The 24,952-nt window shown below is 69.4% G+C and carries 24 protein-coding genes and 6 pseudogenes; 13 read left to right on the forward strand and 17 right to left on the reverse strand.

The window, feature by feature from the left end; translation table 11 throughout:
* Positions 1 to 257: 257 nt before the first annotated feature.
* From V8690_RS41360 to V8690_RS41375, 4 genes are all read left to right on the forward strand, one after another.
* A complete protein-coding gene (locus V8690_RS41360) occupies positions 258 to 1,142 on the forward strand; it encodes an MFS transporter (RefSeq protein WP_338785152.1) in 885 nt (294 codons plus the stop codon).
* A complete protein-coding gene (locus V8690_RS41365) occupies positions 1,127 to 1,525 on the forward strand; it encodes a hypothetical protein (protein WP_338785153.1) in 399 nt (132 codons plus the stop codon). Before V8690_RS41360 ends, V8690_RS41365 begins: the two co-directional genes overlap by 16 nt.
* A 771-nt stretch (positions 1,526 to 2,296) precedes the next feature.
* On the forward strand, positions 2,297 to 3,355 hold the full coding sequence (locus V8690_RS41370; protein WP_338785154.1) for an endonuclease/exonuclease/phosphatase family protein: 1,059 nt from the start codon (positions 2,297 to 2,299) through the stop codon (positions 3,353 to 3,355).
* A 144-nt stretch (positions 3,356 to 3,499) separates the two neighbouring features.
* Positions 3,500 to 4,435, forward strand: coding sequence for an IS5 family transposase (locus V8690_RS41375; RefSeq protein ID WP_338785155.1), 936 nt, complete (start codon positions 3,500 to 3,502; stop codon positions 4,433 to 4,435).
* Here the strand turns inward: V8690_RS41375 and V8690_RS41380 are convergent.
* Positions 4,410 to 4,877, reverse strand: coding sequence for a hypothetical protein (locus tag V8690_RS41380; RefSeq protein WP_338785156.1), 468 nt, complete (start codon positions 4,875 to 4,877; stop codon positions 4,410 to 4,412). The genes V8690_RS41375 and V8690_RS41380 overlap by 26 nt on opposite strands.
* Positions 4,878 to 5,085: 208 nt before the next feature.
* Here V8690_RS41380 and V8690_RS41385 point away from each other — a divergent pair.
* From V8690_RS41385 to V8690_RS41395, 3 genes and pseudogenes are all read left to right on the forward strand, one after another.
* A pseudogene (locus tag V8690_RS41385) lies at positions 5,086 to 5,220 on the forward strand (transposase); the annotation flags it as partial.
* Between the two features lie 366 nt (positions 5,221 to 5,586).
* Positions 5,587 to 6,573, forward strand: a pseudogene (locus V8690_RS41390) (IS110 family transposase); the annotation flags it as partial.
* Between the two features lie 1,007 nt (positions 6,574 to 7,580).
* Entirely contained in the window at positions 7,581 to 7,985 is a 405-nt protein-coding gene (locus tag V8690_RS41395) for a hypothetical protein (protein WP_338785157.1), read from the forward strand.
* A 61-nt stretch (positions 7,986 to 8,046) separates the two neighbouring features.
* Here the strand turns inward: V8690_RS41395 and V8690_RS41400 are convergent, their stop codons facing one another.
* Together V8690_RS41400 and V8690_RS41405 are read right to left on the reverse strand one after the other, a co-directional pair.
* On the reverse strand, positions 8,047 to 8,295 hold the full coding sequence (locus tag V8690_RS41400; protein WP_338785158.1) for a hypothetical protein: 249 nt from the start codon (positions 8,293 to 8,295) through the stop codon (positions 8,047 to 8,049).
* Between the two features lie 36 nt (positions 8,296 to 8,331).
* Positions 8,332 to 8,823, reverse strand: coding sequence for a hypothetical protein (locus V8690_RS41405; protein WP_338785159.1), 492 nt, complete (start codon positions 8,821 to 8,823; stop codon positions 8,332 to 8,334).
* 163 nt (positions 8,824 to 8,986) lie between these two features.
* On the opposite strand from V8690_RS41405, the gene V8690_RS41410 reads away from it, so the two are divergent.
* Positions 8,987 to 9,706, forward strand: a complete 720-nt coding sequence (locus V8690_RS41410) for an IS6 family transposase (protein ID WP_338785160.1) — start codon at positions 8,987 to 8,989, stop codon at positions 9,704 to 9,706.
* Positions 9,707 to 9,899: 193 nt separating this feature from the next.
* On the opposite strand, the pseudogene V8690_RS41415 reads toward V8690_RS41410, so the two are convergent.
* The 3 genes and pseudogenes from V8690_RS41415 to V8690_RS41425 form a co-directional block, all read right to left on the reverse strand.
* A pseudogene (locus V8690_RS41415) lies at positions 9,900 to 10,028 on the reverse strand (xanthine dehydrogenase family protein subunit M); the annotation flags it as partial.
* 184 nt (positions 10,029 to 10,212) lie between these two features.
* On the reverse strand, positions 10,213 to 10,830 hold the full coding sequence (locus V8690_RS41420; protein ID WP_149824640.1) for an NAD(P)H-dependent oxidoreductase: 618 nt from the start codon (positions 10,828 to 10,830) through the stop codon (positions 10,213 to 10,215).
* Between the two features lie 245 nt (positions 10,831 to 11,075).
* Positions 11,076 to 11,901 (reverse strand): annotated as a pseudogene (locus V8690_RS41425) (SDR family oxidoreductase).
* A gap of 91 nt (positions 11,902 to 11,992) precedes the next feature.
* On the opposite strand from V8690_RS41425, the gene V8690_RS41430 reads away from it, so the two are divergent.
* A complete protein-coding gene (locus tag V8690_RS41430; protein WP_338785161.1) occupies positions 11,993 to 12,451 on the forward strand; it encodes a TetR family transcriptional regulator in 459 nt (152 codons plus the stop codon).
* Between the two features lie 122 nt (positions 12,452 to 12,573).
* Here the strand turns inward: V8690_RS41430 and V8690_RS41435 are convergent, their stop codons facing one another.
* Positions 12,574 to 12,822, reverse strand: a complete 249-nt coding sequence (locus tag V8690_RS41435; protein ID WP_338785162.1) for a DUF3459 domain-containing protein — start codon at positions 12,820 to 12,822, stop codon at positions 12,574 to 12,576.
* A 27-nt stretch (positions 12,823 to 12,849) separates the two neighbouring features.
* Here V8690_RS41435 and V8690_RS41440 point away from each other — a divergent pair, with 27 nt between their 5' ends.
* The gene (locus V8690_RS41440; RefSeq protein ID WP_338785163.1) at positions 12,850 to 13,569 is read left to right on the forward strand and encodes a hypothetical protein; all 720 of its coding nucleotides are present in this window, start codon (positions 12,850 to 12,852) and stop codon (positions 13,567 to 13,569) included.
* Positions 13,570 to 13,635: 66 nt separating this feature from the next.
* Here V8690_RS41440 and V8690_RS41445 read toward each other — a convergent pair whose 3' ends face one another.
* The 8 genes and pseudogenes from V8690_RS41445 to V8690_RS41480 all read right to left on the reverse strand — a co-directional run bounded on the left by V8690_RS41445 (position 13,636) and on the right by V8690_RS41480 (position 20,389).
* Positions 13,636 to 14,793 (reverse strand): hypothetical protein, encoded by a 1,158-nt coding sequence (locus V8690_RS41445; protein WP_338785164.1) that lies wholly within the window; start codon positions 14,791 to 14,793, stop codon positions 13,636 to 13,638.
* Complete coding sequence (locus tag V8690_RS41450) at positions 14,790 to 15,923, reverse strand: hypothetical protein (RefSeq protein WP_338785165.1); 1,134 nt, start codon at positions 15,921 to 15,923, stop codon at positions 14,790 to 14,792. Before V8690_RS41450 ends, V8690_RS41445 begins: the two co-directional genes overlap by 4 nt.
* Positions 15,924 to 16,139: 216 nt before the next feature.
* Positions 16,140 to 16,445 (reverse strand): transposase, encoded by a 306-nt coding sequence (locus V8690_RS41455; protein ID WP_338785166.1) that lies wholly within the window; start codon positions 16,443 to 16,445, stop codon positions 16,140 to 16,142.
* Between the two features lie 261 nt (positions 16,446 to 16,706).
* Positions 16,707 to 17,555, reverse strand: coding sequence for an RICIN domain-containing protein (locus V8690_RS41460; RefSeq protein ID WP_338785167.1), 849 nt, complete (start codon positions 17,553 to 17,555; stop codon positions 16,707 to 16,709).
* A complete protein-coding gene (locus V8690_RS41465; RefSeq protein ID WP_338785168.1) occupies positions 17,552 to 17,998 on the reverse strand; it encodes a hypothetical protein in 447 nt (148 codons plus the stop codon). The genes V8690_RS41460 and V8690_RS41465 overlap by 4 nt, the downstream gene beginning before the upstream one ends.
* A 196-nt stretch (positions 17,999 to 18,194) precedes the next feature.
* On the reverse strand, positions 18,195 to 18,968 hold the full coding sequence (locus V8690_RS41470) for an IS630 family transposase (protein ID WP_338785653.1): 774 nt from the start codon (positions 18,966 to 18,968) through the stop codon (positions 18,195 to 18,197).
* The gene (locus V8690_RS41475; protein WP_338775318.1) at positions 18,854 to 19,411 is read right to left on the reverse strand and encodes a helix-turn-helix domain-containing protein; all 558 of its coding nucleotides are present in this window, start codon (positions 19,409 to 19,411) and stop codon (positions 18,854 to 18,856) included. The genes V8690_RS41470 and V8690_RS41475 overlap by 115 nt, the downstream gene beginning before the upstream one ends.
* 217 nt (positions 19,412 to 19,628) lie before the next feature.
* Positions 19,629 to 20,389: pseudogene (locus tag V8690_RS41480) on the reverse strand (transposase).
* 486 nt (positions 20,390 to 20,875) lie between these two features.
* Between V8690_RS41480 and V8690_RS41485 the strand changes: the two are divergent.
* Positions 20,876 to 21,106 (forward strand): hypothetical protein, encoded by a 231-nt coding sequence (locus tag V8690_RS41485; protein ID WP_338785169.1) that lies wholly within the window; start codon positions 20,876 to 20,878, stop codon positions 21,104 to 21,106.
* Here V8690_RS41485 and V8690_RS41490 read toward each other — a convergent pair.
* Positions 21,045 to 22,961: a hypothetical protein gene (locus V8690_RS41490; RefSeq protein ID WP_338785170.1), complete on the reverse strand. Its 1,917-nt coding sequence runs from the start codon at positions 22,959 to 22,961 to the stop codon at positions 21,045 to 21,047. The genes V8690_RS41485 and V8690_RS41490 overlap by 62 nt on opposite strands.
* A gap of 58 nt (positions 22,962 to 23,019) precedes the next feature.
* On the opposite strand from V8690_RS41490, the pseudogene V8690_RS41495 reads away from it, so the two are divergent.
* Together V8690_RS41495 and V8690_RS41500 are read left to right on the forward strand one after the other, a co-directional pair.
* A pseudogene (locus V8690_RS41495) lies at positions 23,020 to 23,238 on the forward strand (helix-turn-helix domain-containing protein); the annotation flags it as partial.
* Positions 23,239 to 23,360: 122 nt separating this feature from the next.
* Positions 23,361 to 23,747, forward strand: coding sequence for a transposase (locus tag V8690_RS41500; RefSeq protein ID WP_338777006.1), 387 nt, complete (start codon positions 23,361 to 23,363; stop codon positions 23,745 to 23,747).
* A gap of 132 nt (positions 23,748 to 23,879) precedes the next feature.
* On the opposite strand, the gene V8690_RS41505 is transcribed toward V8690_RS41500, so the two are convergent.
* Positions 23,880 to 24,905 (reverse strand): Gfo/Idh/MocA family oxidoreductase, encoded by a 1,026-nt coding sequence (locus tag V8690_RS41505; RefSeq protein WP_338785171.1) that lies wholly within the window; start codon positions 24,903 to 24,905, stop codon positions 23,880 to 23,882.
* Positions 24,906 to 24,952 lie beyond the last annotated feature (47 nt).

The following is a 24,952-nucleotide window of genomic DNA, read 5'->3' on the forward strand; positions in this document are numbered from 1 at the left end:
CGCTCGCTTACTGGACCGATCGTCCCTGAATGATTAGCGTGGCCGCCGTATCGCTGGAGGACTCCGCGGGCCTTCGAGCCCGCCACACGGTCCGCCGCTCACCCCGGCCGCCGCATCCAGGCGGCCGTCTCCGCCCGGTCATCGCGCGTCGTCACCGCAGTTCCGGCGTCCAGCGCCGAGTGCGACCACCTGCTGTGGCCCTTCGCAGCGCCCCGTGGGAGCTCCTCCTTCCGCCACGCCCGTTTGGAGCGTTCGCTGTGCCTATCGCCCTCTTCGTACTCGGACTGACGATCTTCAGTCTGGGCACGACCGAATTCATGATCGCCGCCCTCCTCCCGGAGCTGGCCGAGTCCTTCGGGGTGTCCATCCCCGCAGCCGGACTCCTCATCTCGGCATTCGCCGTGGGCGCCGCCGTCGGTGCGCCCGCGGTGGCACTGCTCTCGGCACGGCTGCCGAAGAAGACCACGCTCGTCGTGCTTCTCGTGGTGTTCCTCGCCGGCCAGGTCATGGCGGCGACCGCGCAGACCTACGAGGTGCTGCTGGTCGCCCGGGCGGTGACCGCGGTCGCGCAGAGCGCGTTCTTCGGTATCGGAGCCGTGGTGGCCGCGGATCTGGTCCCGCCGTCGAAGCGGGCGAGCGCCATCGCGATCATGTTCGGCGGACTCACCATCGCGACCATCGCCGGCGTGCCGCTCGGCGCCTTCCTCGGCCAGGAGTGGGGCTGGAGGGCCCCGTTCTGGGTCGTCAACGGGCTGGCCCTGATCGGGCTGATCGGCGTCATCACGCTCGTACCGCCCCACCGTTCCGCCGAGGAGGCGAGTGTCCGCGGCGAGCTGGCGGCCTTCCGTAGCGGCCGGGTGTGGCTGGGGCTCGCGACCACGGCGCTCAGCCAGGTTGCGCTGTTCGGCTGCTACTCCTACATCGCGCCGCTGCTGACCGACATCACCGTCTTCTCCGCGGGAGTCGTGCCCGTACTCCTCGTCCTGTTCGGTGTGGGCACCCTGTGCGGAAGCGTCCTCGGCGGCCGGTTCGCCGACATGAACCTGATGCGCACCCTGTGGGTGGGCATGGTGATCTCGGCGTCTCCCTCGCGGCGTTCTCCGTCACCGCGCACAACAAGGTCCTCATGGCCGTCACGCTGATCGTGTTCGGCGTGGCCGGATTCCTCATCAACCCCGGCCTGCAGACCCGTGTCCTGAACGAGGCCAAGGGCGCGGCCACCCTGGCCAGCGCCGGCAACATCTCGGCGTTCAACATCGGCAACGCGGTCGGGCCGTGGGCCGCCGGACTGGCCATCAGCGCCGGTCACGGTTACCTCTCGCCGAGCTGGGTGGCGATGGGCTTCGCCGGCTTGGCGCTGATCACCGCCCTGGCCGGCAGCGCCGTCGACGCCGTCGAGCGCCGCCGCGCACCGGTGGCCCGGCCGGCCGCTCCCGAGGCTCCGGCGACGGCCGTCGAGGCCGTCGAGGTGAACCCCCCGGACGTCGCCGCCGCGGGCGCCGCGACCGAGCGCTCCGCCAGGTGAGGAGCCGATGATGACAGCGTCGGCAGAGCGGGCCCAGGTGCTCGTCGCGGGCGGCGGCCCCGTCGGCATGCTACTCGCCGCCGACCTGGCCGAACGCCACGTCCACACCGTGGTACTGGAGTCCCGGCCCGAGCCGCGGGACGTGCCCCGGGCCGGCATGCTGCACGCCCGCACCGTGCAGACACTGCTGCGCCGCGGCTACCTGAGCGTGCCGGACCGCGCCGACCCCGAGGCCCCGCTCGACCGGCGCTCGACCGGCTTCCACTTCGCCAGGCCCCTGCTGCGGATCTCGGCCCCGCGGCCGAGGGCCCGCCTATCCTCGGCGTGCCCCAGTCGGCGCTGGAGGAGACCTTCGCGGCACGGGCACGGGACGCCGGCGCCGTCGTCCTGCGGGACCACACGGTCTGCGGAGTGCGGCCGTACGAGCGGTCGGTGCGGGTCACCGCCCTCACCGGAGAGGGGACGCGCACCTTCGACGCCGACTACGTGGCCGGCTGCGACGGGTGCCCGCAGTGTGGTGCGGACACAGGCCGGCTTCCCGGTCACCGAGACCCCGGCGACCTTCAGCGGCCTCGTCGGCATGGTCGAACTGGCCGTGCCGGCCGCCGTTGACCTGCCGTTCTGCGGCGGAGAGGCACGGTGGTTGTCACCGAATCAGCACGCTACTTGTCACCCTGAGCTTGCAGGAGCACGAACGGGAGTCTGGGCACGCGCTGACGCGAAACGGAAACTGATTCACCTGGCGATTCGTCTTGGGCAATGAGCCGAGCGATGGGAAGCCATGTGGAGAGGGCAGTCAACGGTACGACGTCGGCGGGAAAGGCAACAGTGCCCCGGTGGGCGCGGCGCAGGACTGGACAGGGGCGTCCGGGTGACACCGGAGCAGGGGACGGCAGACGCCGGTGGGTTTGGACGCAGGGGCGGGTGCTGGCCGTTTTCGCGGTGCTGACGGCCGGGTTGCTGACGCTGCACCGGGCGGTACCCAACACCGGGGTGCGCCTGGGCAGTTTGCTGGAAACATTCCTGCCGTGGTTCGGCCTCGCCGTCGTAGCGCTGCTCGGCCTGGCCCTGCTGCGCCGTTCAGCCATCGCACTGGCGGCCCTGCTCCTGCCCGTGGCGGCCTGGACATATCTCTTCGGCGGGCTGCTCCTACCCGCGGCGAAAACCGGTCCGTACGACCTGGTCGTGGTGCAGCACAACGTCAGCGACGAGAGCACCGACCCGGTGGGCACAGCCCGTGCCCTGTCCGACGCCAAGCCCGATCTAATCGCGCTGCAGGAGCTGGTGCCTTCGGCGCTGCCGATCTACGAGAAAATTCTCGCTGCGGACTACCCGTACCACGGGGTCCGGGGCACCGTCGGACTGTGGTCGAAGCATCCGCTTACCGATACCCGGCTACTGGACATCAAGCCGCAGGGAATCGCGGAGCCCTGGAGTCGCGGGCTGCGGACCGTGGTCAATACGCCGCAAGGCGAGATCGCGGCGTACGTCGCGCACCTGCCCTCGGTCCGTGTCCGGGGGAGCGGTCTCGCATCCTCCTGGCGCGACGAGAGCGCCGGCCTGCTGGGCAAGACCATCGCCGCCGAGCAGTTGAAAACAGTGATCCTGCTAGGGGACCTCAACGGCACGGTCAACGACCGCGGGCTGGCCCCGCTGACCTCACGGATGAACGTGGCAGAACGGGGCTTCGCCCTCAGCTTTCCCGCCGCCTTCCCGTTGGCCCGCATCGATCAGGTCATGGCCCGCTCGGCAGCCGTCACTCACATCCGCCCGCTGCCCACCACCGGCAGCGACCATCTGCCGGTCGAGGCGAGAATCAGCCTGCGCTGAGACGCCATCCGCTTACCGTTCGGCAGGCTTGGTCAGTCGAACAGGGTTCCTGTTCGGGTGATCTCTCGGTGGTCGGGGCATGGCGGCAGGGCCTCTTGGTAGCTCGGGGTTGCGATCCCAACCGAGCAGTACCAGGAGGCCCTGTTGCCGCATTCTGTCGCGCTTGCGTCCGTGGAGTCCAACGCGCCGTCTCCTGCGTGTGACTGTCTCGCGCACAAGTTCGGCAACGCGGCGGACGGACCGGACCGCGTGCGGTGTTACGGCTCCGACCTGACGGAGGCCGAGTGGCAGATCCTCCGGCCGCTGCTGCCAGTACCCGCGTGGCTTCAGGGGCGGGGCGGACGGCCGGAGGGCTTTTGCCACCGCGTCATGCTGGACGCGGTCCGCTATGTCGTCGACAACGGCGTGAAGTGGGTCAACCTGCCCTGTGACTTCCCGCCGTACCGGCGGGTGCACGCGTTCGCCCGCCGCTGGCAGGTGACAGGTCTGCTCGCCGAGCTCCACGACCGGCTGCGCGACAAGGTGCGTCAGCAGGAAGGCCGTTCGCCGGACCCGACGGCCGCCGTCGTGGACTCGCAGTCAGTGCGGGCAGCGGCGAACATCCCGCGCTCCACGTCCGGCTGGGATGGCGACAAAAGGGTGGGCGGGCGTAAACGGCACCTGGTGGTGGACTGCCTCGGCCTGGTCCTGGCCGTCGCGGTGACCGCAGCGAACGTGCAGGACCGGGACGCCGCAGTGCCTGTGCTGGAACGACTGCGCAGGCTGTACTTCTCCGTCCGGCTCGTCTGGGCGGACGGCGGCTATGCGGGGCGCCTGGTCGACTGGGCGGCCGAGAATCTCCACCTCACGCTCGAGATCGTCAAACGCTCCGACGACACCACGGGGTTCGTGGTGCTGCCGCGCAGGTGGGTGGTGGAAAGAACGCTGAGCTGGCTGATGCGCTCGCGTCGCCTGGTGCGCGACTACGAGACGCTGCCCGCCATGCACGAGGCCATGGTGCTGTGGTCCATGACCATGCTCATGAGCAGCCGCCTGGCCGGCCGCCCCGCAGCCTTCAGCCAGGCGCCCCGAGCGGGGTGAACACCCCCGGCCGCGTCTGGAGCGCCCACCCTCGTTCCACCAGGCGTTTCGCCTTCGACCGCAGCCCCTCGACCTTCGCCGGAACCGCCTGAAGGCCCAGGGCCGCGGCCAGCTGCTGGCACCGCATTCCTTCCCGGCCCGCAGCCGACTCCAGCACGGACATGATCCGCTGGTAGTCTGCGGGCAGGACCGACGCCGGCATCCCCTCGGCCCGTCGCGGCACCACCGCCCCCGCCACCGCGCTCCCCACCGGCTCCACGACCGCACGCGGAGGCTCGGCCAGCACCTCGGCCACCGTCACACGGGCATCCGCAAGACGCTGAAGTGCGCGTTCCGCCTCGCCGAGGGCGGCCTGCACCCGCTCGGCCTCCTCCCGCAACCGCGCGACCTCTTCCCGGACCTTCTTCTCCCGGGTCTCCAGCAGACCGAGCACCGACGGCACCAGCCACCTCCACAAGCGAGACGAACGGACGAACCACGCCCATCTCTCCCGCCGCCAGCCGGAGTTCATGCCCACCAAGCCCGAATCAAACGATCACGTTCGGAAAGCGGATGGCGTCTGAAGGAGGGGCCAGGTGACAACGGGGCCTGACCCCGGATCTTGGACACCCGAGACACTTGGATCTTGAGTCCGGGAGAACGGATGTCCCGTGGTCATGAAGCACTATCCGCCGGAGTTCAAGGCGGACGCGGTCGCGTTGTACGAGTCGCGGCCGGAAGCGATGATCAGGTCGGTCGCCGCTGATCTGGGGGTCACCCCGGAGACGTTGCGGAACCGGGTCCGGCGGCCGGAGCGAGTCGGCCCCGGGGACGCCGGGCGGAGGCGCCGACCGGGCCGCCCACGCCGCTGGAAGCGGAGAACGCGATACCTACCCCCACCTGTCCCCCCCCCGTTATCTTCTTCACGGTCCTGCAAGAGGGCCGCTGGCCTCCGGGCCCGGCATGGCTGTTGCCCCCTGTCGATCGGATGACCTGGGGGGTGGTGTCACCGGGCCCGAGGGGTGCCGTCGGAGACCCTGATCAGAGGTCCGACCGCCGTCCGGTCCGGCGCAATGCCGGGCCACCCGCAGGCGGCAGGTCTGCATAACGTGGATGCGCGCGAACGGCCCCGACCACGAGGCCGGCACAGCATCGACGCATGTGGGGGCACGGTGATCGACATCGACCAGGTGGGCGTCTTCCTCGGCCTGGACGTCGGCAAGAGCAACCACCACGGCCACGGGCTCACCCCGGCCGGGAAGAAGGTCTTCGACAAGCCGCTGCCGAACGGAGAACCCCAGTTGCGGGCCGTCTTCGACAAACTCAGGACCAAGTTCGGCACCGTCCTGGTGATCGTGGACCAGCCCGCCTCCATCGGCGCCCTTCCACTGACCGTTGCCCGCCACGCGGGCTGCCCAGTCGCCTACCTTCCCGGCCTGGCGATGAGGCGGATCGCCGACCTCTACCCCGGCGAGGCCAAGACCGACGCCCGCGACGCGGCCGTCATCGCGGACGCCGCCCGCACCATGCCCCACACCCTGCGCCATCTCGGACCGGCCGACGAGATCACCGCCGAACTGACCCTGCTGGCCGGCTTCGACCAGGACCTGGCCGGCGAGGCCAACCGCACCTCCAACCGCATCCGCGGCCTGCTCACCCAGTTCCACCCCAGCCTCGAACGCGTCCTGGGACCCCGCCTGGACCACCCCGCCATCACCTGGCTCCTGGAGCGCTACGGATCCCCCGCCGCTCTGCGCAAGGCCGGCCGCCGCAAGCTCGTCGAGCTCATCCGGCCCAAGGCGCCCCGCATGGCCACCCGGCTCGTCGACGACATCTTCACCGCCCTCGACGAACAGACCGTCGTCGTTCCCGGCACGGCCACACTCGATGTGATCGTGCCCTCGCTGGCGAAGTCGCTGGCCGCCGTCCACGACCAGCGCCGGGCCCTTGAGGCCCAGATCGAGGCCCTGCTGGAGGCCCACCCTCTTTCCCAGGTCCTGACGTCGATGCCCGGCGTCGGCGTCAGGACCGCCGCAGTCCTCCTGGTCACCATCGGCGACGGCAGCTCGTTCCCGTCCGCCGCCCACCTGGCCTCCTACGCCGGCCTCGCCCCGGCCACCAAGTCGTCGGGGACCTCGATCCACGGCGACCACGCTCCCAGTGGCTTTCCATAGGGCGATGCTGGGTCCGGGCGTCGGCAGGACCCGAAGCGTTGTATGCCCGGTCCGGACCCTCGGCTTCTGCTCGCGATACCTCCGTGCCGTCTCCGCCTCGTTGTCTGACACGGTCGCGCCGTCCGTATCCGCGTCGACCAGCGGGGACTCATACACCCGCTCGGCGGTCCGCACCCACTCCACATGTGCCGTGACCAGTGCAAGCAGCACACTGAGGAGTAGCAGCCCACCGGCTACCACTCGCCTGTACCGCCGAACGGCCCCCGCCACCCGCACCACCCTGTCCCCCGAGGACGTCAGATTAGCTGCTTGGTCAACGCGCCACCCCTCGATTCAACGGTCTGCAGCGCGATGCCCACGAGCTTCCGGGAAGGCTCCTTGCCCCCCTACACGGAGCTGGTCCGGTCACAGCTGCGTAATGCTGCTCGCAGACGGCGACCACCTGTTTGGGTACGGCCTCGGGACTGGTGAGCTCGCATGTTCAGGTGTTGCGTATTCGCTGACGGCTGCCTGGCTGCGATGACGGTGAGTGATTGATGTAGACGGCTCACCTTCGGCTCGGCGAGTGTAGGAAGATCCCGGCATGGACAACTGCGACAGTCATCAGACCGTGCAATCGCCGCGGTTACGGCCGGGGATCGGGTGCGGATCGTCTCTCCAGCCAGTCCACCCAGCCGCGAGGGAGTCGCCCGTGGCGTCGAGCTACTGACGTCATGGGGGCTGCGGGTCGAGTTGGGCGAGCACGTCTTCGACCAATGGGATGGCTGGCCGAGATGAGGATCGCGTCTTCGACCTGAACTCCGCGTTCGGTGACCCGGGAGTCCGCGCGGTGATTGCCACCCGGGGCGGCAAAGGCGCCTACCGCATCGTCGACGACCTGGACATCGACGCCCTGCGGCGCGACCCAAAACCCTTGGTCGGCTTCAGCGACATCACCCACCTCCACCTTGCCCTGTGGGCGCGATGCGGTCTGGCCTCGCCGCGCCTGATGGTTGTCTTCGACCGGGCCGACGACACCCTGCGGCACCTCGCCCGCTACTGGGAGACCTTCCCGGCGGGAGGGAGACCCGAAGAAGTCCCCGGCCCTCACCGCGCTCGAGGACGTCCTGTACGCAGGACGCCAGGCCCGCATCCACGTCCTCCACAACGGCCGGGTCGCCAACGGCAGTCTCACCCCTGCCGCCCGCGAGCAGTTCGCCACCGTGATCCTCGCGCGGGTCAGCGCCAACACCTGGCAGCGGCTCGCCCCGATAGCCGGCCCCGCCCCGAAGCCCAGCACGCACTTGGGCCGCTTCCACGTCGTCCAGGACGGCACCGCCCACCAGACGCAGGCGCTTCTTCTCACCGACGCCGAAGCCGCCAACTGGCTCACCGCCACGGCGGCCGGAGAGATCTGATCCAGAGTCGGACACACCACAGGCCCCGGGGGATCAGCCAGGACATCCCCGGGGCCCGGCTCTATGGAGTCACCCGGCCTAACGACCCTGCGGTCCACATCACGCGCCAGCTGGTGCGCGCGGTGACGACGTGGACCAGGACGACGACGGCCTGCCACCCGGCGCCGCCCCGCACCCACGCCCCGATGAAGCGGACCTGATCGGCCGCCCGGTCGCCCAGGCGCCGCCACGGACGCAGCCGTCTGAGCAGATAGCCGACCGCGAGCGCGACGACTGCGGTGACGACGACAGGCTTCGTCAGTGCGCCCAAGAGGCCGGAGGTTCGGTGGGAACCTCCGGCCCCTTCTCACTCCAGGGTGGCGTCCTCCCACGCCACCACAGACGTACAGCCAGCGGTGTCCGCGCGTTCCGCACGGAACTCCATGGTCATGGCATCGGTGGCGAGGAACCGGGACAACTCGCGTTCGCTGTCCCTGGCGGTGAGGACGCCATGCGCCACGTCGAGCTCGCCGGCCGTGAGGGACCACTTCACCGCTGCGTCACAGCCCTCGCCCAGCCGCAGCGTGCCCGTCACGTCCCGCTTGTCGGTGTCGGAGTCCAGGGCGAGCGTGGTGCTTGTCGTGCGAGAGGCCGGGAGCCGCCAGGTCAGCTGGTAGGGAAAGCAGGTGGGGATGCTGTTCTGGTTCCCCCCGGCGCATCCGGCTTCCCGTACCTCAGGCTTGTCGCCGCGCTGGTGGCGGAGGGGGGAGGGCATGCTCTCGCGCACGAGGAAGATCAACGCGGGCATGAGAAGGACGCTGAGCAGGACGGCCGCGACCTTGACGTCGGTGCCAATCATGTCCAGGACCGGATGCGCCTGCTCCCGCCGCGCCGCCCTCCACGGATCCGGCCGCCCCTCCCGGCTGTCCCTAATGTCCTTGCCGACCGCCCGTTTCGGCGCTGTCACGTTGGTTGGCCGGGTGGGATGATCTTCTGGTTGATTGTGCTGGAGGGGACTGTCTGTGGGGGCCGTGTCGCCGTCGTACAAGGGGCATCGGTATCCGGTCGAGGTCATCTCCCACTGTGTGTGGCTGTACTTCCGCTTCCCGCTGTCGTTCCGCGAGATCGAGGAGCTCATGCTCGAGCGCGGGATCGTCGTCTCCTACGAGACGATCCGCCGCTGGTGCGCCAAGTTCGGGCAGTCCTATGCCAACGCGCTGCGCCGCCGACAGCCCCAGCCCGGGGACAAGTGGCACCTGGACGAAGTCTTCATCAAGATCAATGGGGAACAGAAGTACCTGTGGCGGGCTGTCGACCAGGACGGCAATGTCCTGGACATCCTGGTGCAGAACCGGCGGGACAAGGCTGCGGCCAGGCGTTTCTTCCGCAGGCTGATGAAGAGGACCGGTGCGGTGCCGCGGGTGGTCGTCACCGACAAGCTCCGCTCCTACGGCGCGGCTCATCGCGAGGTCATGCCCTCCGTCGAGCACCGGCAGTCGAAGTATCTGAACAACCGGGCGGAGAACAGCCACCAGCCAACCAGGCAGCGCGAACGGGCAATGAAAGGCTTCCGCGGCACCGGCGCAGCCCAGCGGTTCCTGTCCGCGTTCAGCGGCATCTCACCCCACTTCCGACCCCGACGGCACCTGATGAACGCCACCGAACACCGCACCGAGATGATCAACCGCTTCGCGATCTGGGACCAGATCACAGGTGCCGCCGGCCAGCCCACCACAGCTTGAGCCTAGGCTGACGCCTGGGCCAGCCACACCCTGGCACCCCGTCAGACACCCACGTCCCCAACAACGTGACAGCGCCCCGGCAAGCGTTGCGTGAGGCGCCACCAGCACTCAGCAGTTTCGCGTGGGGGAACACAGCGTCGTACTCCTTGACATGGTGTGAGCTGCGGACCGCAGGATGGGCTCTGTTGCGTCCGGGGCGTTCGACGGTCTCGCGCATCAGGTCGATGAGCGTGGTGCCGCCGGCGATGTAACGGCCGCCCCGGCGTTCGGCGTCGAGCGCGCCCCGCATGTCGGAGACTCTGGTGTAGGAGAGGCAGCCCACGCCGGACATGATCTGCCCCGGGGTGCAGAAGCCGCGCTGGAGCCCTTCTTCGAGCTGGGCAGGCCGAGATGCTCGCGCAACAGGTCGAGCAGCGAGGTCCGGTTGTCGACGGTGACGCCGTACAGCTTTCCGTTGACAACCGGCGAGACGCGGCTGCCGGGCGGCGCTTCGGCCGCGCCCGAGGTCAGGCGGCGGGTTCCGTGTCGGATCCGGCTCGTGTGTAACCCTCTGGGAAGCGGGCGAGCGGCGGCTCCTGTGCGAAGAACGTCTTCGCGCGCGCCAGTACCTCCGTGTCCTTCAGGACATCGCCAGGCGCGGTGCCGTTGCCGCGCAGGACCCCGCCGAAGCGCATCTTCATGAACGCGGCCCAGTTGTTGATGGTGCTGACCAGCGGATCGGCGAGCCACGGCAGGTCGCCCGCGGAGGTGGTGACGCCCCACAGGGTGCGTCCGGCCACGGCCGTCCTGAAGTCGAGGCCGGGGGTCTCCATCCAGGAAGTCCAGGTGTCCAGGTAGCGCTTGGTGTGGGAGGACAGCGAGTACCAGTACACGGGCGAAGCGATCACGATGTCGGTCGCGGCGAGGGTGGCGTCAAGGAGCAGTGCGAGATTGCCCTGCTCGGGCCGGTTCGGGTACCCCTCGCCGTGCCGCAGGTCGTCGAAATCGGGGAGCGGATGCTCGGCGAGCGAGATCCACTGCTGCTCGATGTCACCGGGCAACTGCGCGGCGGCCCGGCGGGCGAGCAACTCGGTGTTCCCGTCGCTGCGGTGGCTGCCGAGGAGGAAGAGGAAACGGCGGGTCAAGGCGGGCTCCTAAAGTCGAATGAAGTAGGTCGTGTGCGTACGACACAGGCGCAGGGGAGCTGCCGTCGGCCGGCGTCAGCCGGAACTGGGCCGGGCGATGGCGACGGCAGGATGGCTGCGATGCGATGCCTGCAGGGGGCAGCGGATTGGCCGGAGCCGGGAGCCGGACGGTCTCTCAGTGTGGTGGGTGAGAGGTGACCGGCTCCGCGACATCGCCGGTCCTGCGCGGTGTTACCGGGCTCGGTTCACGCAGGGTCGCCCTGGGCCTGCGCGGAGACGTCGGCCCAGTCCTCCCAGGTCTTCAGGCGCTCGGCGTAGACATGGGGAACCATGCCCAGCGGTGCGGTGCCGAAGAAGACGCGCAGCGGCGGGTTGTCGGCGTCGACGATTGTCAGCAGGGCCGGGCCGGCGGCGGTGGGGTCGCCGACCTTGATCCCGCTCCAGCTGGCGGCGACGGCCGCGCGCAGGTCGTCGTAGGCGGGCAGTTGCCCGGCGAAGGTGGCGGAGGAGCCAGGCCCAGTCGGTGGCGAAGCCGCCCGGCTCGACGAGCGTGACCTTGATGCCGAAGCCGGCGACCTCCTGGGCAAGGGCCTCGCTCAGTGCCTCCAGGGCCCACTTGGAGGCGTTGTAGACGCCGAGGTTGGGGAAGGCGGTGACGCCGCCGACGCTGGAGATCTGCACGATGTGGCCGCTGCCCTGTGCCCGCAGGAGGGGCAGGGCGGCCTGGGTGACCCACAGGGCGCCGAAGAAGTTGGTCTCCATCTGGTCGCGGACCTGCTGCTCCGTCAGCTCCTCGACCGTGCCGAACAGGCCGTAGCCGGCGTTGTTGACGACGACGTCGAGGCGGCCGAAGTGCTCGTGCGCCCGCTGCACGGCGTTGAAGGCGGCGGCCTTGTCGGTGACGTCCAGCTTCAGCGGAAGGATCGCCTCACCGTGGGCGGCCACCAGATCCGCGAGGGAGTCGGTGTCGCGGGCGGTGGCCGCGACCTTGTCGCCACGCTCCAGGGCCGCCTCGACGAACTGGCGGCCGAAACCGCGCGACGACCCGGTGATGAACCAGATCTTGCTCATGAAAACTCCCGTTCGAAACGAAGTACTGGATCGAGATCCTAACTCCAACAGAGACTGAGTATCAAGGTGAGTTCCTGTGTACCCTTCACGCATGACTGACTCCGCCGGTACTCCCGCCCGCCCCGCGGCCAAGCCCGGACTGCGTGAGCGCATGCGCGCGACCGTGCATGCGGAAGTGGTCGACGTGGCACTGCGGCTCTTCATCGAGCAAGGCTTCGACCGGACGACCGTTGACCAGATCGCGGCCGAGTCGGGGCTGTCGCGCGCCAGCCTGTTCCGGTACTTCGGAACGAAGGAAGACATGGTCCTGGTCGGTCTGGAGGGGACCGGCCGCCAGATCGCCGAGGCCCTCGCCGCCCGCCCCGACGACGAGCGGCCCTGGGAGGCACTGCGTCGTGAAGGCGGTGATGCCGTTCCTCAGGTAACGCCGCTGCACGTGCACGGGCGCCGCCGCGGCCGGAATCTGATGTTGTGGACTTCCCCGTCGACGTCGCACTCGCCGAGCTCGTCCCGACCCTGCCGGTCGGGACGGGCTGGCGGTACGAAATGAAGTTATGGACAGGGTTTGCAGCTGTCCGTTGTCCATGTGGGCCAGGGCCCCTCCGGTCGGCGGGGAGTGGCACCGGAGAGGCCCTGGCGAATTGAGCGGGGGCGTTCCCCCGGGTGAGGCCGCTATGCCTTGAGCCAGACCACGTGGTCCGGTTCCAGAAGTCTGTCCGCCATCGGGCCGCTGGCCAGCAGGATCGTGGTGTGATCGGGCAGCCGGTACGTCTCATCCGAGAGGTTCAGCACGCAGGTGAAGCCCGGTTCGCGGTGGAAGGCGAGGACTCCTGCGGGGGCGTCGAGCCAGGTCATGGTGCCGTCGCCGAGGGCGGGGTTGTCGCGGCGTATGTGTAGGGCGGTGCGGTACAGCTCCAGCATCGAGGTTTCGTCGCAATCACAGCCCTGATGACGTGGATCAACGCCTACTGTGCACAGAGGGAACGCCCGGACGCGATCCCCGACGACCGGGGACGGCTGCCGCACCTGACCACCCGACAGTTCCGCCGCACCCTGGCCTGGTTCATCGCCCGCCGCCCCGGCGGCACCATCGCCGGTGCCCTCCAGTACCACCACCAGCGCATCCAGATGTTCGAGGGCTACGCTGGCACCAGCGACTCCGGCTTCCGCGACGAAGTCGAAGCCGAAGAAGCTCTCACCCGCGGACAACTCCTCGCCCAGATGGGCGCGGACCCTGACCGCCCGGCGCTGACCGGTCCGGCCGGCGCCGAGGCCGAAGCCCGGCTGGCCGAGTTCTCCCGCCACACCGTCTTCGAGGGCCAGGTCGTCACCGACGAAGCCCGCCTGCGCCGCATCCTCGCCCGCCACGACCCGCACCTGTATCCGGGAACGTTCCTTACCTGCGTCTACAACCCCGACCGCGCCCTGTGCCGGAATCCGGCCAGCCCGGCCGACCTGCCGGTCATGTCCGACTGCCAGCCCCTGGCCTGCCGCAACACGGCCCTGACGCCCGCCAACCTCCAGGCCCTGACCAGCCACCTCACCGAACTGGAGGAGGCTCTGGTCGACGGTGAGCGTCTCGCCCCCTACGTCCGCCATCGCCTTCAGGAACAGCAGCGTGTCACGGCCGCGTTCCTGACCCGCCACACCCCGGAGTCCGCCCCGTGAAACGCGCCCTGCCCGACGCCGACGCCGTGAAGGCCGCCATCGACACCGTCCTTGAGGAGGCGGCCATCAGCGGACGGCGGCCGACCGTGACCGCGGTCGAGCGCCGCCTCGGCATCCCGCACGCCACCTTCCAGCGCTGCAGGTGCTTGATCTCGGAACACGCATGCCGGAGAGGTTGGCGATGACGATCCAGCAGGACACGTGCAGCAGCCGTTCGAAGCGGGCGACGTCGTAGTACGAGATCCGTTCCAGCCAGGGGCGGCCGTCCAGCCGGGCCTGCATGGTGTGGGCGAGCGGGGAATCGGTGTCCACCCCGAGGTCGCGGGCCGCCTCGTCGATCAGCCGCCGGGGCCGGACCTTGTCGAACCTGTGGCGTGGATAGCCCGCCAGTCGCGCCAGGTACGGGAAGTTCACAAACGCCTCGGGACGGCGACGCCCGGGCGCCACCCATGCGGGTGCAGCCGGAAGCGGCTGTTGGCGTCGGCGGAAGTCGTCCAGGAGGCTGCGCAGCGCCGACAGCGGATCGGGCGCCGAGGGCGGGCGGGCGTCGATGGCATCGCGTTCGGCTCGGGCGGCGAGTACATCGTCGGCGAAGTCGTCGACCCAGCGCAGCGCCCAGGTCAGCAGCGGCCCCATGACGTGCTCGGGGATGCGGTCGGTGAGGTTCTCGCCGGGCCGTCGCGGGTTGGCGCGGGCCCATGCCTGCCACGACGGGCGTCGCAGCGGGTCCTGTCCGAGGTGATCGGGAAGGCGGGAGCGGTAAGCCCACAGCATCCGTACGGCGCGGCGATGGCGGAGCACGCCGCTGATAGACAGCCGTAGCCCGACCAACTCCCGGTGGTAGGCGTCCAGATCGTCGCCCGTCACCTGCGCGAGAGTGCGTCCGCGGGCATGCGCCCACAGCAGGAAGCGGCGCACGCAGCTGAAGTAGGTACGGGTGCTGGAGATCGAAATCGGCTGCTCGCCGGACGGGGTGTCCTGCATGAGCAACGCGTAGAACAGGCGCTTGGCGGTGTCCATGAGCGCGGCCGGCAGTGCGCCGAAGTCGAGCCTGAGGGACTTGCGGTCGGCGCGCAGCCACGCCGGTGTCAACGACCACGCGTCATCGGCGTACCGGGAGGTCTCCTCCAGCCGGGCCTCGGGACGGATGGGCCGCCCGGCCAGCACCAGGGCGCCGCCCGGTACGGCCACTGGGTGTGCGACGGTTTCGGCAACGTGCGTCACGGCAACTCCTTCGGCCCGTCCAGCAGATCGAGCCGCAGCACGGGTCGGGTCTGCTGTGCTGCGGCGCGCTGGGCCGGGCTGAAGTGGGGCAGGATATCGCCGGTCAGGATCTGCCAGATCACCTCGTGCCGGGCCGTCCACTGCTCGGCGTCCCGCTGCTGGAGATCCTCGCGCAGGGCCTCGGCCAAGGCGAGCAGGGCGGGTAGGTGCCGCTCCATCACCAGGGCATTCGGACAGCGGAAGCAGGTCAGGAACGACTCCTCGCATCGGCCCCCGTCCGGGCCATGCTCGATGTCCACGCACGCGGATGCCAGGGTGTCGAGTTCACCGGCGGCTGCCTGCGTGCGCACCCGATCCGGCACAGCGTCAACGTCTGCGCCGCCCAGCCGGGCGACGACCGCTCGGGCGTTGCCCTCAGCCTCCGTGATCGCCTCGGTGAGCACGTCGGCAGCCCACTCGCGGACGAACGGGTCCCCCCGCAGGTAGTAGGCGAAGGAGGTGTCCGCCGTGTTCGTCAGCCGGGCCGACGGCAGATGCCCCCCGACCTGCTTGGCCGTGCGGGCCTCGACGGTCTTCTTGATCCGCGTCAGCATCATCTGCAGCGGAGCGCCGTTGTCGTCGACCAGGCCGTGCCGCCGCGCCCAGCGGCCGAGGTGGAGCTTGCGGGCCAGTTCGGCATCGAACGGGCCCGTGTGGCCACCCGTCGAGGCGTGCCGGACGCCGCCTCGGCCATTGCCCGCCCAGATCGACCACACCGAGGTCGTTCCGGAGAACGCCCTGCTTCGGGCCATCATCCGGTGCATAAGCAAGTAGAAGCTGCCCGACGTCCTCAGCTGACGGGTCGGATCGCCGTCCACGCTCCAGTGCACGGTGGTGCGGGAGTTGGCCTTGCCCCGTCGGCGCTTGGTGACCGTCACCGCCACCGCCCTGCCCTCCAACAGCCGGTGTTCGGCAGGGAGTTCCTTGAGGGTTTCCGGGTTCCGGCCGGTCAGCCCGGCCGCGTAGATCATCAACGGCGCCAGATCCTCGTCGATGACGAACAGCTGCCGCGCCTGCCGGTAGCAGGCCGCCGGGTACTCGCCCACGCTCAGGCCCCGGTAGTCGACCCGGACCCGTCCCGTGCGAGCCATCTCCTCCAGCTGCGCGCCCTGCTCCCGGTCGGGGGGAGGCGAGGTGCAGCACGGTGATCTCGTGCGCCAGGACATCGTCCGCGGCCTGCTTCGCCCGCCTGGTCTTCTCACCGGCCAGCCATGCGTAGAAGGAGGAGCGGGCCACCTTCAGCAGCCGGCACAGCAGAGCAACATGGTGGGTGGTCTTCTCCGCCTCGATGAACGCGTACACCTCGCTCATCGATCGCTCTCCTTCGCGAAGAAGACCGCCGCTTTTCGCAGCACCTCGATCGTCTCCGCCTGCTCGGCGGCCAGCCTCCGCAGCCGGCGCAGCTCTTCACGCTCGGCCGTCGTCAGCTCTCCCGGCGCCCCCTGCCCGCGGTCGATCTCATCCTGCTTGACCCAGTTCCGCAGGCCCTCGGCACTGACCCCGAGCTGCCGGGCCACCTCGGTGACGGTCTTCCCGGAGGAACGCACGAGAGCGACCGCGTCCCGTTTGAACTCCTCCGTGTACCGCCTGCTGCGGTTGCTTCTACTTCCCACCTGGCACTACTTCCTCTGGAACTCACGTCCCAGTCTCCAGGTGTCCACGATCAAGGGGAAGGTTCACGAAACGACTCCCCCGGAAACTGACACAGCCAACCCGTCTTCATGCGGCTCCGTCAGTGACAGCCGGACCGTTCCGTCGTCACGAGGTTCGAAGAGGACGTCCCGCATCGCACCGCCGGCCCCCGAGTCGACGCCGTCAGCACGTGTTCCTGAGCGAAGATCAGCTTGCCGCCCATCGACTGGCGCGCCCGTTCCTCAGGTCCATCGTTGGTCGAGGTTCTCAGTGCACGTCCATTGAATGGGCTTTTCGAGCTCCTTCGTGCTGCCGTACGGGATGGCCAGGCACCAGCCGCTCTGCGGATTCCTGAGCCGTTCGAGGTCGTCTCGTACCCAGACCTGGTCGGCGGCGGTGCCGCACATCCGCTGGCTGACGGTGCCGCCGTACTTCCCGTCGGCCACCAGGCACTTGTCGCTCCCCATGTTGCGCAACCGGTAGCCGCCCGGAACGGGTTGGAGCGCCCAGAGCTGGCTGGCACTGGTGGAGCAGCGCCATTGGACCGCCGCGGTCGTGTCGCGCGTGGAGGCCTCGGGGATGGCGAGGCACAGCCCGCTCGTTTGGTTCTGGAACCTTCGTGGTGCCGCATCCCGTCGGTCCGCCCGGGGTTGCTTCTCGTCGGGGGCGGGGGGTGTGGACACCGCGTCGCGCGGCGGAGCGGCTTCCTCGGCATGGGGCGTCCGTGTCGGCCCGCTCGCACGGGGTGCGGACGCCGTAGGGGCGGCCGGTGCCTGGGAGGTGCCCGGCGTAAGTGACGGTGACGGCGGGGACGGCGACCGGGAGACCGCGTCGGCCGGGGCGAGCGCCGACTGCCCCGGCCGGTCGGAGGGCGTATCTCGATCCGCGATCTTGATAAGGGCCACGCCCGCACCGCCGAAGATCAGCAGCACCGCGATCGTCGCCAGCGAGAACCGCACTCTGCTGCGAGGGCCTCGGGGTGTCCTCGCGAACTGGTTGATCTGGATCCCCTGGTCGCCGCTCTGTGCCGCGGCGGCGGCGTGGAAGGTGTTGTCGGACACCCCACCGTTGCGTTCGTGAGATGTCGTCATGCTCCCGGCCCTGACCCGAAGTGGTTGTTCTGCCGGTTTCCGCTGCCGACCTGAACGGCGGTGGGGCCGTGGAAGGTGTTCCCGGAGACGGGACCTGCGCCCTGCCGAGTACGTCCGGCCTGCTCCTCCACCAAGGCGCGCAACTCCGCTGCGACGTGTGTGCGGTCTTCCTCGGGCAGTCCCTCGAGCAGCGTCTCGATACGGGTCTGCCAGGACGCCCCCTGCTGCACCCGCACCCGCTCGGCCTCTCCCGGGCCGGCCGTCTCCAAGGCGGCGGCCGTGCGGTCGAGGCGTTCCGCCTCGGCGCGCTCACGCTGCCCGTCTCCCCCACCGAACAGCATGGCCACCCGTGTTCGGAACACAGTCCACCCATCGGTCCCGGCGGCCTGCACCACGGCGGTTCCGCCCGCCGCCGCCAACGCCGTCAGCGCCTCTCCCAGCATCCCCTGCCCCCTTGACGAGTGTGACGCGCTTACGAGCGTCAAACGAAACAGCCGCGATGCCGTCACGGCAGCCCCCGCCACCCGGGGTGACCGGGGAGAGCATGCTCCGTGGACGTCCGCTCGAGAGCCCTCGGACCAGCGCCGTGGGAGTTCAGCGACGGCCACCTCGGGAACGCGGATCTGCAGCCCCCAGGCCTTACTGGCATGCGCCAGGACACGTCAGGCAGTGCCAGAGCACGTGAAGTCCGAGGAGAGCACAGTGGTATCGAGGACGACGATCACGCTTCGATGGTGACACCACATGGCTCGCCCGGGAGCTAGTGCTGGATTCCTCATTGGATGTACACATATCGGCGTCGTAGTTGGCGGGTGGGCGGGGCAGGCCGCCCCAGATCCAGGGGCGGGCTCGGGCGTTGAGCTGGGCGGTGGCCACGGCTGTGGCCTGGGCGATGTCGTCGGGGTTGGCGAAGGACCGTCCGGCCAGGGCGGTCTTGCGGAAGATCCGCCACCAGCCTTCCTGCAGGTTCAGCCAGCACGCGCCGACCGGGATGAACGCGTGGCGGATCCGGGGGTGGTCCTCCAGCCAGGTCCGGGTGGACAGGCTGTTGTGAGAGGACAGGTTGTCGGTGACGATCCAGATCTCACCGGTCGGGTTGGCGTCCTCGACCAGTTGCAGGAACTGCTGGTAGAAGACGCTGTTGCGGGAGGAAGCCGCCATGGTGATCTGCTGGCCGTCCCGTACGCGTAAGGCTCCGTAGACCCAGGTCTTCTCCGGCCCGCGGCTGTAGTCGAGCTCGGACTTGATGCGGTGCCCGTCCGGTGACCAGCCCGGTGCGGGCGCGAAGGTGCGCGGGATCACCGGCCCCAGCTCGTCGGCGCAGATGACCGTCGCGCCGTCGGGCGGCTGGGTGTAGAGGCCGATGATCCGCGTCCTTTTCCCGCGAAGTCCGGGTCCTTCGAACGGGTCCAGGACCGGGTGCGGCGCCAGCGCACACCCTCGGCGATCAGGATCCTGCGCACCTGGGAGCGGCCGACCTCGATGCCCAACTGCCGGGCCTGAGCAGCCAGGGAGTCCAGCGTCCACTCAGCCGGCCCCGACTCGTCGGCCGCCCACAGGTCCCCGCCGGGCTGCACCTCCAGCCTCCCCGGCGGCACCTCTTTGACCAGGGCGATAATCCGGGACCGCTCGGCCTCCGTGATCCGCCGCTTGCGGCCCTGCCCGCCCAGATCCTCCAGTCCCTCCAGCCCGGAGCGGTTGAAGCGGTGCAGCCAACGCCGCACCGTCTTCTGGCCGCAGTCCAGCTCCTCCGCGATCGCCGGAACTCGCAAGCCGGCCCAGCTCAGCTCGACCATCCGCGCCCGCATCACCGCATCTCGCGGCGCCTTGCGGGCCCGCGACAGCCGACGCACCACTGCCCGCTCATCCTCATCACGGCTTGGCCGTGCCCGTAACACCACCGTCCAGCACCCGCCCCCGAGCACCCGAACCACCCCGCCACCAGCACATATACCCACGGAAAGAGGAATCCAGCACTAATAGGACTCCGTTAGGTCTGTCTCGATCTTGGCCTTGAGTGTGACCCGCTGGGCAGGGGTTGGTGGCAGGTGGTGCAGACGCCGGTCCAGCACCTCAGGACGCTTTGGAGGGCGTCGAGGACTTGGTAGAGGGTGAGACCGGCCCGGGCACTTTTGGGGCCAGGCGCTGTTCGGTGAGGAAGGCATGGGCCGCGGTAACGAGGGTGACGTGGTGGTGCCAGCCCGCCCAGGAACGCCCCTCGAAGTGGCCCAGGCCCAGGCCGTGCTTGAGCTCGCGGTAGTCGTGCTCGATGCGCCAGCGGACCTTGGCCAGACGTACCAGGTCGGCGATCGGGGTGTCAGCCGGCAGGTTGGACAGCCAGTAATCGGTCGGCACCTCCGCGCCGGCGGGCCATTCGACCAGCAGCCAGCAGTCGGGCAGGACACCGTCCCACCAGCCCTGTTCGGCCGATGCCGCGGCTTTGATGGGGCGCTCGACTGCTTTGCCGGCCGGCCGCACGCGCACGGCGGCGAAGCGGGAGCGTAAATCCCCTCTCGAGCCGTGCCGCCACGTGAGCGGGGTGAATGCCTCCGGCCCGAGGCCGGCGGCCAGGGCAGCATCCGTTCGCAGATCCGGCGCTGCACCGGCACCGGATCCCACGTGGACTGGTTCACGAACTGCTGCAGGTTCTGCTCGTTGCCGTCCGGTAATCGCGAGGCCATGGCCTGAATGGACTTGCGGCGGCCGTCCAGCATCAGTCCGCGCAGATAGCAGTCGCCCTTGGCCCGCTGGTCCTTCCGAGGCACCGAGGCGAACACATCCGCCACGAACAACGCCAACTTCGCTCGAAAACGGTTCACTTCATGTGCATCCACCCAACCAACGTGCTCCCGAACAGGGCCGACGGGAAGACCTAACGGAGTCCTATTAGTTAGATAGGTCGAGAAGCAAGTACACGCAGGAGGAGCTGCTGCCCGGCTTCGGAGTCGCGTGACGCCGATTCCTCTCGTACTACCTGCGGGCCATCCAGGTCGACGGCGAGATGGCCTGGTCCTCTCCCCTATGGGTCGAACCGAGCGCCGCAGGAACGCTGCGGTCTTGAATGATCACGAGCCAGACGAATGACTGCGGCGTGATCCGAGGGCCATACGCCCTCGACCGGGCTGTCACCCGTTCGCTGTATGGCCCCCCTGTACCTCGGACATCATGGCCCCTACCAACCTGCGCGTGGTGTGGAGGCGGCTCTGCGGGCTCACCCGCATCGTTCCAGGGTGCCGCAGATTCCCATGTGTAGGACACTCGCGAGGGACACCTTGTCCGCATGAGTGCAAGGGAGAAGCGAAGTGGAACCGCCTCCGAGCATGACTCTTGATGAAATGCTGGCCGCATTGACGCAGATCAAGGATGATCCCCGCTACCAGGGCGGAGAAATCACTTCTTTCGCGCTGTGTCCAGAGCCATTTGCTGGTTACAGCATTACGAAGGTGCAGCCTACGCCTTCGGGCACCGAACTCGAAGTTGAAATCATCCTCACCAACATGGTCGAGGACGACAAGCAGAAACTGGCGGAGGCCTATGCGAAGCCAGCATGATGCCCGCCACCATGGTCGCCTGCGGTGAAGGTGAGGCGGGACAGCGGCGTAGCAACGGGACCAGGGCCTCGGCCATGGCCGTGCAGCGCGGGTCCTTCGCGTAGGAAGCCATCTGCGCATCGTAGAGCTGCGAGACAGCGCGCACCCTGGTTCGGCCGGGGCACTCACTCGAAGTGGGCTGCGGCGTACGGCGTTGCGCTACGCGTGCCTGCCGGTCAGACAGGTTCGAGGAGGTCGACGACGGAGAGCCCGGTCTCGCCGTTGACGAGTTTGAGGGCGACTCGGCACGGGCCGCGAGGTCGAGGGGGTCGAGGTCTTCGGCGTACGCGGCGTGCACGATGCGGTCCAGGCCCGCGCCGACCAGCGGTGCGGCGGTGCGCAGCGAGGCCTCCAGGGCGACGCCCTGGGTGGCGCCGCCGTGCAGGACGATGTTCCGCGTGCGGTACAGCCTGCGCAGCGCGATCCGGAAGGCGCCGGCGACGTCCCCCAGCACCGGGCGCGGGTTCTGGACCAGGTCGGCCATGCGCTGGGCAGCCGGCCGGTCGCTGTACTTCGTGGACGCGCCGGTGAAGTCCAGGGCGGAGGCACCGCTCGTGTGCAGGGCCTCGGCGACCAGGCGGGCGCGTTCCTGATTCGTGGCGCCCGCAGTGACGGCTCGGGCGAGGTCGTCCTTCGTACGGGGCTTGTGGCGGTGCGCGAGGGCTGTGAGCTCGGCGCGGGGCCACGAGCAGGCGATGATGGCCGCCATCCGGTCGGCCGCCACTGCCTTGCCGGACCGCTCGTGTTCTCCCTTGGGGTCGTCCGGGTGCATCAGCAGCGATTCGACGGCGGCCCACGCGCCGGCGACGGCCGGGGCCATCGGGCCGCGGTTGACCGCGGCCGCGAGTTCGAGGGCGTCGTCGATGCGGCTGCGGGTGCCGGCGACCTGGTAGAGGTGCCCCTCGTTGACCAGGGTCAGAACATCGGCGCCCCGCGCCGGGGGATCGAGCGGGATGGGCCGCGCGTGACCGGCGACCCAGATATAGGGGAGTGGCTCGACCCCGCCGCGGTCCTTCCGCAGGAACTGGGAGCGTGCGGTCATCCGCTCCACCATCTGGCGCGCCTGCTCGGCGGCGCCGAACGGATCCAGCGCCGTGAACCGGTAGACGAACCCGCCGCCCGGCCGGACGCCCGCCGTGGCGTGGCCGTGTTCGCGCAGCCAGGCGACGACCTTGCCCTTGTCGTACCAGTGCTCCAGCGGCTCGGCGAGCTGCCGCTGGGGCACCTTCTCCAGCGCCACCAGCACCTCGTACGAGCGGGCCGGCGTCCGCGCGAGCCCGGCGGCACTATCCGCCATGTCCGCCGTGGTGGCGCGCGTGTCGTAGAGATCTTTCGCCCAGGCCTTGAGGTAGCTGGCGCTATAGCCCAGGTCAAGGAGGTGGGAGGCCACCGTGCGGGAGTACCGCTCCGGCTTGACCCGCTCCTCGACGGGAACGTTGACCGCCGCCGCCCACCGCTCCAGATAGCCGACCCGGACGTGCCCGATGATCTCCTTGAGACGGCGTCGCGCAGGGCTGGGATCCGGCAGCGAGTTCTTCAGCAGCCCAGTGAGTTCTTTGCGCAGGTCCCGGTCTCCGAGACCGCGGTCGGGGCCGATCAGAACGTTGAGCTCGTTGCGCTGCCAGTCGCACGCGGTCGGCGAGAGCACCCCTTGAGCCTGCCAGGAGCCGGCCTCCCAGAGTTCCTCGAGCGCGAGCACGGAACCTACGTCCCACAGACGGCGCGCCCACGGCGTGCCTTCGTCGGTGAAGAAGCCCGACATACGGGCCAGCACGTGCCGCGCGTAGGAATCCGAAACAGCAGGGGCTGTGACCATCGCAGCACCCTAGTGTGGTGCGCCCGAAATCTCGGGCTTAAGTCTGTAGCCTGTTTTCATGTCTCGGGGTCCTCGTGCCGTCGAAGTTGTGCTGTCCGATGAGGAGCGCGCCGAGTTGCTGCGCTGGGCGGGCGGGGCGGTGGCGCCCCGTCTTGTCGAGCGGGCACGCATCGTCTTGGCGTGCGCGGACGGGAAGCCGAATACGTGTGTGGCGGCGGAGTTCAAGGTAACCGCGGACACGGTGAGGAAGTGGCGGTCGCGGTTTGCTGCCCGGCGGATGGCCGGACTTGCGGATGAGCCGCGGCCGGGCCGGCGCAAGTCGGAGCTGGTGCTAGCCGCGGGCCGGAGAAGACCTGGGTCTACGGAGCCTTACGCGTACGGGACGGCCAGCAGATCACCATGGCGGCTTCCTCCCGCAACAGCGTCTTCTACCAGCAGTTCCTGCAACTGGTCGAGGACGCCAACCCGACCGGTGAGATCTGGATCGTCACCGACAACCTGTCCTCTCACAACAGCCTGTCCACCCGGACCTGGCTGGAGGACCACCCCCGGATCCGCCACGCGTTCATCCCGGTCGGCGCGTGCTGGCTGAACCTGCAGGAAGGCTGGTGGCGGATCTTCCGCAAGACCGCCCTGGCCGGACGGTCCTTCGCCAACCCCGACGACATCGCCCAGGCCACAGCCGTGGCCACCGCCCAGCTCAACGCCCGAGCCCGCCCCTGGATCTGGGGGCGGCCGGCCCCGCCCACCCGCCAACTACGACGCCGATATGTGTACATCCAATGAGGAATCCAGCACTAGTCACCGACACCCCCGCCGCACTCGAGCAGCGGGGGTGTCGCATGTTGGACTGACCTGGCCGTCACCCGTACTTGTCACACGGCGCCGGGGTCCGCGCTGCGGCCGAAGACCCGTGCTTCACAGGTCTTGGAGCTTGTCGACGCGGACGGGACCACCGGTGGTGACGGACTGGACGGCGGCGAGGGCGATGGCCAGGGCAGCGCGTGCGTCCTCTCCGGTGGCGGAGGGGGTGCGCTCGGTGCGGACGCTGTCGGTGAAGTCGGCGAGTTCGGCCACATAGGCGTCGTGGAAGAGGTGCTGGTCGTAGGTGACGCACTCGGCGGCGACGCCGTCCGGGCCGTATGCGGTCAGGTGGGTGCGGCGGACGTCGCCCATGGTGAGCATCCCAGCCGAGCCGAGGACCTCGGCGCGTACGTCGTAGCCGTAGACGGCCTGGAAGCTGGCCTCGGCGGTGGCGAGGGCGCCGTTGTCGAAGCGGACGGTGACAACGGCGGTGTCGAGCAGGCCGCGGTCCTTGAAGTCGGGGCGGATCAGGGCGTCCGCCATGGCGAAGACCTCGACGGGTTCGGCACCGGGATTGAGGTGGCGCAGGACGTCGAAGTCATGGATGAGGGTCTCCAGGAAGATCGTCCACGGCGGTATGCGGGCCGGGTCGGCCAGAGCGGGGTCGCGGGTGAGCGAGCGCAACAGCTGCGGTGTGCCGATGGCGCCGGCGGCGATCTTCTCGTGGGCGGCCCTGAAGCCCGCGTCGTAGCGGCGGTTGAAGCCCACCTGGAGGAGCACGCCCGCATCCGCGGCGGCCGACATGGCGCGGTCGGCCTCGGCGAGGGTGACCGCCATCGGCTTCTCGCAGTAGACCGCCTTGCCCGCCTTGGCGGCCGCCTCGACCAGGTCGGCGTGGGTACGGGCCGGGGTGGCGATCACCACCGCGTCGATGTGCGGGTCGGCGAGCAGTTCACCGATGTCCGTGTAGGCGGTGGCGCAGCCGAGCCGGTCGCCCAGGCTCCGCGCGGCGCCCGGGGTGGGGTCGGCGATGGCGACGAGCCGGACGCCCGGGAGGCGGTGGGCGAGGGTCTCGGCGTGGAACGAACCCATCCGTCCGGCGCCGAGGAGGCCGACGGCGAGAGGCTGCTGGGTGGTCATGCGGGTGCTCCGTACGTCGTCGTCAGGGTAGGTACAGGCAGTGGAGA

Origin of the sequence: Streptomyces sp. DG1A-41 (genome assembly GCF_037055355.1) — a bacterium.
Taxonomy (GTDB): Bacteria; Actinomycetota; Actinomycetes; order Streptomycetales; family Streptomycetaceae; genus Streptomyces.